14 protein-coding genes are annotated in these 9,109 nt (G+C 39.2%); 1 reads left to right on the forward strand and 13 read right to left on the reverse strand.

Annotated features, from left to right (window positions below; translation table 11 throughout):
• The 11 genes from rpsC to K7I92_RS05265 form a co-directional block, all read right to left on the reverse strand.
• Complete coding sequence (gene rpsC / locus K7I92_RS05215) at positions 1-798, reverse strand: 30S ribosomal protein S3 (protein WP_220282322.1); 798 nt, start codon at positions 796-798, stop codon at positions 1-3.
• Positions 799-813: 15 nt separating this feature from the next.
• The gene (gene rplV, locus K7I92_RS05220) at positions 814-1,149 is read right to left on the reverse strand and encodes a 50S ribosomal protein L22 (protein WP_203244916.1); all 336 of its coding nucleotides are present in this window, start codon (positions 1,147-1,149) and stop codon (positions 814-816) included.
• Positions 1,150-1,163: 14 nt separating this feature from the next.
• Positions 1,164-1,433: a 30S ribosomal protein S19 gene (gene rpsS / locus K7I92_RS05225; protein ID WP_203244917.1), complete on the reverse strand. Its 270-nt coding sequence runs from the start codon at positions 1,431-1,433 to the stop codon at positions 1,164-1,166.
• Positions 1,434-1,451: 18 nt separating this feature from the next.
• Positions 1,452-2,285, reverse strand: a complete 834-nt coding sequence (gene rplB / locus K7I92_RS05230) for a 50S ribosomal protein L2 (protein ID WP_203244918.1) — start codon at positions 2,283-2,285, stop codon at positions 1,452-1,454.
• 58 nt (positions 2,286-2,343) lie between these two features.
• On the reverse strand, positions 2,344-2,634 hold the full coding sequence (rplW, locus tag K7I92_RS05235) for a 50S ribosomal protein L23 (protein WP_203244919.1): 291 nt from the start codon (positions 2,632-2,634) through the stop codon (positions 2,344-2,346).
• Complete coding sequence (gene rplD, locus K7I92_RS05240) at positions 2,634-3,263, reverse strand: 50S ribosomal protein L4 (RefSeq protein ID WP_203244920.1); 630 nt, start codon at positions 3,261-3,263, stop codon at positions 2,634-2,636. The genes rplW and rplD overlap by 1 nt, the downstream gene beginning before the upstream one ends.
• Before the next feature lie 11 nt (positions 3,264-3,274).
• Complete coding sequence (gene rplC / locus K7I92_RS05245) at positions 3,275-4,033, reverse strand: 50S ribosomal protein L3 (RefSeq protein ID WP_203244921.1); 759 nt, start codon at positions 4,031-4,033, stop codon at positions 3,275-3,277.
• Positions 4,034-4,050: 17 nt separating this feature from the next.
• Positions 4,051-4,362, reverse strand: coding sequence for a 30S ribosomal protein S10 (rpsJ, locus tag K7I92_RS05250; protein ID WP_203244922.1), 312 nt, complete (start codon positions 4,360-4,362; stop codon positions 4,051-4,053).
• A gap of 234 nt (positions 4,363-4,596) precedes the next feature.
• Positions 4,597-4,854 carry a hypothetical protein gene (locus K7I92_RS05255; protein WP_220282323.1) on the reverse strand — a complete coding sequence of 86 codons (258 nt, stop codon included), beginning with the start codon at positions 4,852-4,854 and terminating at the stop codon, positions 4,597-4,599.
• A 2-nt stretch (positions 4,855-4,856) separates the two neighbouring features.
• A complete protein-coding gene (locus K7I92_RS05260; protein WP_220282324.1) occupies positions 4,857-5,300 on the reverse strand; it encodes a ribonuclease domain-containing protein in 444 nt (147 codons plus the stop codon).
• A complete protein-coding gene (locus K7I92_RS05265; protein WP_220282325.1) occupies positions 5,284-5,964 on the reverse strand; it encodes an HAD family hydrolase in 681 nt (226 codons plus the stop codon). Before K7I92_RS05265 ends, K7I92_RS05260 begins: the two co-directional genes overlap by 17 nt.
• Positions 5,965-6,056: 92 nt before the next feature.
• Here K7I92_RS05265 and K7I92_RS05270 point away from each other — a divergent pair, with 92 nt between their 5' ends.
• On the forward strand, positions 6,057-7,364 hold the full coding sequence (locus K7I92_RS05270; RefSeq protein WP_222150668.1) for a class II D-tagatose-bisphosphate aldolase, non-catalytic subunit: 1,308 nt from the start codon (positions 6,057-6,059) through the stop codon (positions 7,362-7,364).
• A 153-nt stretch (positions 7,365-7,517) separates the two neighbouring features.
• Here K7I92_RS05270 and tnpA read toward each other — a convergent pair whose 3' ends face one another.
• A complete protein-coding gene (gene tnpA, locus K7I92_RS05275; RefSeq protein ID WP_220282326.1) occupies positions 7,518-7,973 on the reverse strand; it encodes an IS200/IS605 family transposase in 456 nt (151 codons plus the stop codon).
• Positions 7,974-8,166: 193 nt separating this feature from the next.
• A complete protein-coding gene (locus K7I92_RS05280) occupies positions 8,167-8,877 on the reverse strand; it encodes a hypothetical protein (protein ID WP_203244927.1) in 711 nt (236 codons plus the stop codon).
• Positions 8,878-9,109: the final 232 nt, after the last annotated feature.

The raw sequence follows: 9,109 nt of genomic DNA on the forward strand, positions 1-9,109 counted from the left end.
TTATTTTTGACCTCCTTTGTTTTCTTCAGCAACAGCTTCTACCTTTTCTTGACGAGGTGCATGGTTGTTTGCTCGACGATCACTTCTTCCGCCACGGCGGTTGTTACGACGGTCATTCCCACGCCCCTTAGGAGCTTCCGGTTCTTTAACCATTTGTCCGGGAAGAACTTCACCACGGCAAATCCAAACTTTAACGCCTAACTTACCATAGGTTGTGGTTGCTTCTTGAGCCGAATAATCAATATCACTGCGTAGTGTATGTAAAGGTACAACGCCACGTGAGTAACCTTCTTGACGAGCAATTTCAGCTCCTCCTAAGCGACCCTTCACTAATGTCTTAATACCCTTAGCACCAGATTTCATCGTTTGTTGAATGGCTTTCTTTTGCGCAATACGGAATGATTGACGAGCTTCTAATTGTTCAGCAATACGACGAGCAACTAAACGAGCGTCTAAATCCGGATTAGCTACCGCAACAACATCAACCTTGACTTTCTTGCCACCAGTTAACTTACCTAACTTCTTGCGTAAAACAACCATCTTATCTTGGTCACCATCTTTACCTAGCAAAGCACCCGGACGAGCGCAACGAATGATTACTTTAGCATCTTTCTTCCCGGTTCTTTCAATTTCAATACGAGAAATATAAGCATCTTTAAATTCTTTTTCTAAGAATCCACGAACGCGATTGTCTTCATTTAGAAGATCACCGAAGTCTGCTTTATCAGCATACCATCTGGATTCCCAATCACGAATAACGCCAACGCGCAATCCGATTGGACTAACTTTTTGACCCATTTTTGACCTTCCTCCTTACTTCACATCGCTAACCACAACCGTAATATGGCTAGTTCTCTTTAAGATTTGAGTAGCGTTACCTTTTGCTCTAGGCATGAAACGCTTCATAACCACGCCTTCGTTTGCATAACATTCTTTCACATATAATGCATCAGCGTTTAATTGATGATTGTGTGTCGCATTAGCCGCCGCACTCTTAACAACTTTCGCTACAGCGGTAGCTGCATGATTGGGCATGAATTGAAGAATTGCCAAAGCCTCTTCAACGCTCTTGCCACGTACTAAATCTAAAACCAATCTCACTTTACGAGGCGTATAGCGGACTGTTTTCGCTGTTGATTTAACATCCATCTTTACCTTCCTCCTTACGCCTTCTTGTCATCCCCATGACCACCAAATTTGCGGGTAGGAACGAATTCACCTAACTTATGACCAACCATATCTTCGGTTACATAAACAGGCACATGTTCTTTACCGTTGTGAACCGCAAAGGTATGTTCAACAAAGCTAGGAAAAATGGTTGAACGACGAGACCATGTCTTAATCACTTCTTTTTTGCCGGTCGCATTCAATGCTTCAACCTTTTTCATCAAATGGTCATCACAGAATGGACCTTTTTTCAAACTTCTTGACATCTAATTTCTCCTTTCAACTTACTTTCCATTACGTCTTCTGACGATGTACTTACTACTATGTGCCTTAGGATTACGTGTCTTAAGACCCATAGCTTTCTTACCCCAAGGTGTCATAGGTGCCTTACGTCCAATTGGAGCACGACCTTCACCACCGCCATGCGGGTGATCCACAGGGTTCATAGCTGAACCGCGAACGGTAGGACGAATACCTAGCCAGCGAGAACGCCCGGCTTTACCTAAATTCACTAAGCTGTAATCACCATTGCCAACAACACCCACCGTTGCCCGACAATTGCCGTGAATTCTTCTAACTTCACCGGATGTCAAACGAACAGTAACGAACTTACCTTCTGAACCCAAGATTTGCGCCGAAGTACCGGCCGCACGAGCTAATTGACCACCCTTACCGGCTGTTAATTCAACATTATGAACGAATGTACCATCAGGAATGTTTTGTAGTTCCATTGCATTACCAACTTTAATATCGACCGCAACATCAGAAATGACGGTGTCACCAACATGTAAGTCAGCCGGTGCTAAGATGTATCTCTTTTCACCATCTACATAATGCAATAGTGCAATATTCGCATTACGGTTTGGATCGTATTCGATACCGGCAACCTTAGCAGGAACACTATCTTTATTACGTTTGAAATCAATAATACGGTACTTCTGTTTTGCCCCACCGCCTTGATGGCGAGTTGTGATACGACCCGTATTATTACGTCCACCCTTTTTATTAAGTGGAGCTAATAAGCTCTTCTCAGGCGTTTTCTTAGTAATGCGCTCATTACTAAGAGTCGACATATTACGACGACCGGCACTGGTTGGCTTGTATTTAATAATTGCCATTTTCTTTTTCCTTTCGCATTTTGTCCGGAGATAGCGATTTCCTCCGATAGTAAATCAATTATTCAGCTGAACCAAATAATTCAATTGAACTTCCTTCAGGCAATTGAACAATCGCCTTCTTTAAAGCGGAAGTCTTTCCTTCGTAACGTCCAACTCTTCTTGTCTTGGAATGAACATTAACGATATTAACTTTTTCGGCTTTGATGCCATAGATTTCTTGAATGGCTTGTGCAACCGAAATCTTGTTTGCGTTCTTGTGAACGATGAATGTTACTTTGTTTTCTTCGCTCGATAAACGCATTGTCTTCTCTGTAACAACAGGTCTTACGATGATATCACGTGCAGTCATTACGCAAATACCTCCCCGGCTTTTTCAACAGCCTTTTCTGTGAAAACAACCTTATTTGCATTCACAATGTCATAAACATTTAGGCTGGAAACAGTTGTCACCAATGCGTTTGGTAAGTTTCTCATTGAAATATAGGCGTTATCAAATTCTTCCGAAGAATCCGCCACGAATAATGTCTTACGATCGAAACCAAAAGCATTTAATAAAGCAACTGCTTTCTTTGTCTTAATTTCATCAAAGTTCAAGTTTTCAATTAAAACGAAATTGGATTCCAGAACCTTTTCCGATAAAGCGGAACGCAAAGCTAAACGACGAACTTTGCGATTTGTCTTCACACCATACTTACGAGGTTGTGGTCCAAAAGCAACTCCGCCATGTCTCCATTGAGTTGCCCTTGTCGAACCTTGACGAGCACGACCTGTTCCTTTTTGGCGGAAAGGCTTCTTACCTGTTCCTGAAACAAAGGCTCTTGTCAAAGTCGAATGTGTTCCTTGTCTTAATCCGGCTTGGTAAGCAAGAACAGCGTCAAACATAACTTGTTGGTTTGGTTCAATACTGAACACAGCATCAGAAACTTCTACTGTCTTAACAGACTTAGCTTCCTGATTGAATACCTCCATTTTAGCCATTCGTTATTCCTCTACTTTCCCGCTTCAGTCGCAACTGCTTCTGAAGCAATTTCCTCATCAATTGTTTCAGCAACTTTTTCAAGCTCTTCTTCAACCGATGTGCCAGCATAAGAAATGATTTCAATTGGAGCAACCTCCTTAACTGGCTTCACTGTTGTCTTAACAACAACAAGTCCTTTTTTAGGTCCGGGAATATTTCCCTTCACTAACATATAACCTTCTTCAGCATCCACTTTGATAACTTGAAGATTTTGGTTGGTTGTGGTGTAGCCGCCTTCTTGACCGGGCATAGCTGTTCCTTTATTAACAACGCCGTTATTACGACCATTCGTTGCTAAAGAACCAATATGACGGTGGTGACCGGAGCCATGACCCATAGGTCCACGAGCCGCATTGTTACGAACGATTGTACCGCTATAGCCTTTACCTTTACTTGTACCTTGTACATCAACAATGTCACCGGCTTTGAATAAGTCAGCCTTAACTTCAGTACCAACTTCAAGATTCATCATCTCATCCGCTCTGATTTCCTTAATGTACTTCTTAGGAGCAGTGTTTGCTTTCTTAGCATGTCCCATTGCCGGTTTGTTTGAACGATGTTCTTTAACATCTTCATAGCCCAATTGAACCGCTTCGTAGCCATCTACTTCCTTTGTTTTCTTTTGTAGTACGACATTTGGCTTAACATCAATCACAGTGACAGGAATTAAAGTTCCATCAATTGCGAATACTTGAGTCATACCAAGTTTACGTCCTAGAATACCTTTCATGCTTTATCCTGTCCTTTCTATAACTTGATTTCGATGTCAACACCGGATGGTAAATCCAAACGACTTAAAGCATCGATTGTTTCAGCACTTGGACCAATGATTTCAATCAATCTCTTGTGCGTACGAATTTCAAATTGTTCACGAGCATCCTTATATTTGTGGACAGCTCTTAGAACAGTGATGATTTCTCGTTCGGTAGGTAACGGAACAGGTCCGACAATCTTCTTAGCACCGTGGCTAGCAACCGTCTTCACAATCTTTTCGCCGGCTGCGTCAAGACTTCTGTTCTCGTAAGCCTTCAAACGAATTCTTACTGAGTTCTTTGCCATGAATTTTTCCTCCTTATATTCACTCCACCTTCCGTGGATCGCTCCGTGGAAATTCCCCGGTTATCACGCCTTATGACAACGCCTCTCGGCGTGCCGGCAACCTCCCACATCCATGCGAGTGCCTTAGTAGTTTACCACAAAAATAGGAGATTGCAAGAACTTTCGCACAATCTCCCAACTATATTTTTTCCCCGATAAACACTAAGCTTTCTAAGCTTTGTAAATTTCTGAATTCTAAATCAATTCCAAATGGAAACGTTGCTCCTCTGAGACCAAAAATACTAACATTTTTAAAAAGCGATATGAAAAAGAACCGATGCTCATCTTAGCTAAATCTGCTTGTTCGAGATAAAAATAATACTCCATTTCTCCTTCTGAAAGACAATCCGCTAAAGCATCTAGGTTATTCACATCCCATCCAAATCCCTTTTTTACCCATATCATAAAAGACTTTCGGTCTTGAACATCGCTATATCGAATTTTAATTTCCATGTCTATTCCCCTTTATATAGTTGTTTAAAATGACCATAATGGTCAGCGGTATACCAAACATCTCCCTTTTTCGTGAAGATAATTCGCTTATCTCCACGTTTCTTTCTGCCAATTGTATCAATGTCTGCTTCAAAATACTTTTCATTTTTATAAGGTAGTTTTCCTTCAAAATTTCCATAACGGTCACCACCTATCGCTCTATCGGGTACCATCGTATCCAAACTGCCACTTGACCAACCCTTCTTACGTGCTTCTGCTTTTGTCATATAAAAGGAAGGTAATTTTTTATGCCGATAAACATACAGAGCCACCGCTTCTTTCGAATCATCGACTGACCTTTCCGAAATTCTTCCTCGATTATCATGAATTGGTAATAATCTAAGAAAAATAAAACCGGCAAAAACAAACAATACAGTAAACAACGCTACTTTAGACTTTTTTCTCACAATTCATCCTTTCCAAGCATTCTTCTAATTCTTGATAACTGGAAACTTGGGCAATATCCAAATTCGTTATTCCTTTTCTTTCATAACAAAACCAAATTGGTATTAAACCGGCTCTTATTGCTCCAACAATATCAGTTGAAAAAGTATCACCCACAAAAACAACTTCCTTCGGTTTTAAATCCATTTCCTTTACCGCCGCTAAATAAATCTTGGGATTTGGCTTTGCACAACCAAAGGCTTCCGATACTAATAAAGGATGGAAATCATCCCTCATTCCTAAAGCCTCCACTTTCATCAATTGGCTTTCTGTAGGACCATTGGTAATCATGCCGATTTGGTATTTTTTCTTTAATCTCACTATCGTTTCTTTCGCATTTGGCATTAGATATTGGTGTTTATGAAAATGTTGATACCAAAGCCGATACATCTTTTCTATCTCCAGGTCAGGATAATACCTTGCTTTTAATTGTTCCAAAGCAAAGCATTTGTTGATGGTTCCGTATTGATCCCACAATAAACATCTTTGTAAAATCTCTTCTTTACGCAATACATCTTCTTTTAAGCTTGGATCAATCTGCTCTAAAAACCAATGGTACATTTCAAAAGCGGCTTTGTATCGATAACTAACCGTTCCATCAAAATCAAATAGAATTCCTTTAATCATAAATATCCCTTCTAATACCGAAAATCACAAATAGTCTAACACGAAAGCTAAATCAACATTGCTATAATTAAATCATAAAAGGAGAAAGTATCATGATAAAACACCCTTTAATGCACTTGATTGATTTACAAAAAGCAGGGCAAGCCGTTGGTATTTATTCTGCTTGTACCGCCAATCCGTTGGTTATTCGTGCTTGCTTACAAAAAGCAAAAGAAACTCATTCTATTTTGTTGGTTGAAGCAACCGCAAACCAAGTGGATCAATATGGTGGTTATACCGGAATGAAGCCGGCTGACTTTATTGAATTTGTTCAAACATTAGCGAAAGAAGAAAACTTTGACAGTGAACGCATCCTCTTTGGCGGCGATCATTTAGGACCTTTAACCTTTGCTCATCACGAGGAAGAAAAAGCCTTACAAGAAGCGGAAGAATTAATTCGCCAATATGTTTTAGCCGGTTTCACTAAAATTCATATTGATACCAGTATGAAAGTAGCCGGTGATCCTGTAGATGTTCGTTTAAGTGATGAAATCATCGCCAGTCGTGGTGCTCGTTTGGCTAAGATTGCTGAAGCGGCTTATCAAGAAAGAATCAAAAAATTTCCTAATTCCATTCATCCTGTTTATGTGGTTGGTTCAGAAGTGCCAATCCCCGGTGGTTCACAAGAAGCTGTGGATACCGGCATCCAAGTGACGAAAGTTGCAGACTTCAAGAATACCGTCGCCACTTTTGAAAAAGCCTTTCCAAAGGAAAGCTGGCCTTATGTAATAGCGGTTGTAGTTCAACCCGGTGTAGAAGAAAAGGATGCTGGCTGTACGGATTATGACCGTTTGAAAGCGGTGGATTTAATGGCTAGTATCAAAGATTATGCCAATCTTGTCTTTGAAGGTCATAGTACCGATTACCAAACCCAATATCATTTAAGAGAAATGGTGGAAGATGGAGTGGGAATATTAAAAGTAGGTCCCGGATTAACCTACGCCGCTAGAGAAGCTTTATTTGCTTTAGCGTATGCCGAAAAGGAAGTGTACAAAGCCCAAACTTCCAAACAAAGCCATTTTATGGAAGTCTTGGAAGAAGAAATGTTAAAAAATCCAAAATACTTTGTGAAACATTACCATGGAACCGAAGATGAGATTTCTTATAAACGTAAATTCAGCTTCTCCGATCGTTCTCGTTACTACTTACCCCAAGAACCGGTTCAAAAAGCCATTGCGGTCTTATTGGAAAACTTTAAAGGCGGCGTTCCTTATGGTGTACTAAGTCAATTCTTACCAAGAGAATACACTGCTGTTCGTGCCGGTCAATTAAAGAATGAGCCAATGGAATTAATCAAAGCCCATGTTGGTTACACCATTGATGAGTATTTATATGCTTCTCATCAAGAACAATTAGGTTAAATCATAACCACCCGTCTAACGGGTGGTTTGCTCTATGGCTATAAGCCTTCGTTACCGACCAGCGCCTCAAGACGCCGGCTTTCACATTTATGTTCAAGCCTTATCGCCCTTGACTCGTAGCATTCCTCTAAAGAGGATTTTTACTACTTCAACCTAACCCCTAAAGGGGTCTTCATATTCCTTCACACTCAATTTATCCATCGCTATATCTGATTTTTCTTGCTCTTGAATATATTTTTTTATTGTTGCTTCATTTAGTCCTACTGTGCTCACATAGTAGCCTTCAGCCCAAAAATGTCTGTTCCCAAATTTATATTTCAGCTTTGCGTGCTTATCAAATATCATCAGAGCACTTTTGCCTTTCAAGTACCCCATAAAACTTGATACACTTATTTTAGGTGGGATGCTTACTAGCATATGAACATGATCATTCATTAAATGACCTTCGATGATTTGCACTCCTTTGTAATTACACAGTCTTCTTAATATTTCACCTATGCTCTGTTTGTATTGATTAAATATTATTTTTCTTCTATACTTTGGAGTGAATACTATGTGATATTTACACATCCATTTTGTATGTGCTAAACTATTCGCTTTATTCGCCATTTAATTCTCCTTGTTTAGATAAAAGCTTGAACACCTTTATTCTATTACTTGGAGAATTTTTGGAAACAAATCGTATAACTTTCCGTTTCCGCACCCGCATAGCGGGTGGTTTATTGTTTCGCACGCTTTGCGTGCTCAACCCTCTAAAGAGGATAAAATTAAAAAATGAGGTTATTTCAATATAACCTCATTTTTAGCTTAATTCTTTTACCAACGTTTCTAATGCCAACCAATCTTTCTTATCCCAAATGGATTTGATTTGTGGTGCATAGATAGTTTCTTTCAATCTTTCATAAGCATTGCTTAAACATTGCAAAGCAATTTCATTTTCTTTGCGATAATTGTTCGCAAGCGCGGCTTTTAAGAAAAAGACACCGGCGGTTAAACCATCCCGCTTACTCTTCGCCGCTTTTTCCAATTCCTTTGCATAATGACCACTGTGTTCAAACACAAGGGATTTTGTCATCTCCAATTCATCCAACAAAGGTTGGTATTGCTCTTTTTTACTTTGGCTTAAATACTTAAAGTTTTCTTTAGCAACCGCAATGTAACGATACGCTTCTTCCTTCTTATTGCGACGAACACAATAAGAGAATTCCTTTGCTGTTACAATCAATCTTTCTACCGAACGCAGACGAAAGCTATCCACAATTGGTATAATCTCTTGAATTTTTTGATCATTATCCTCTAATAAAATCGCATCCAATCTCATCAAGGTTCTTAGCTTCTTAGTAAAGAAAAATTTACTGGAAACTGTTTCTAATTCCTTATAGTAGCCATCAAAATCTCTACTCTGATACAACAAAATTGAGAGTAAAGCGGCTTGTCTTTGAGAGAAAAATGTATACGATAAATAGAATATAATTGCTAAAATGATAAAAATTACTATTAGTTTCCAATCCATATTTCAATCCTTTCTTTCTCATTATAGGGTTTCCATACTTCCTTGTCATACTTTTTTGAAGTATTCTTATACAGAGGGAGTATTTTATGAGTCCATTCATCGTTCCCTAAATTTGACAGTTTTAAAAAGATAAAGATGAAAAAACGCTCTATTTAAGCCTTTTTTTCATCTTTTTTCTTTATTCAAAATGTAATAATATTTTAACTTTTGGTCTTCTTATTAATTTCATTTA

This window comes from Bulleidia sp. zg-1013 (assembly GCF_019798045.1).
GTDB lineage: Bacteria > Bacillota_I > Bacilli_A > Erysipelotrichales > Erysipelotrichaceae > Bulleidia.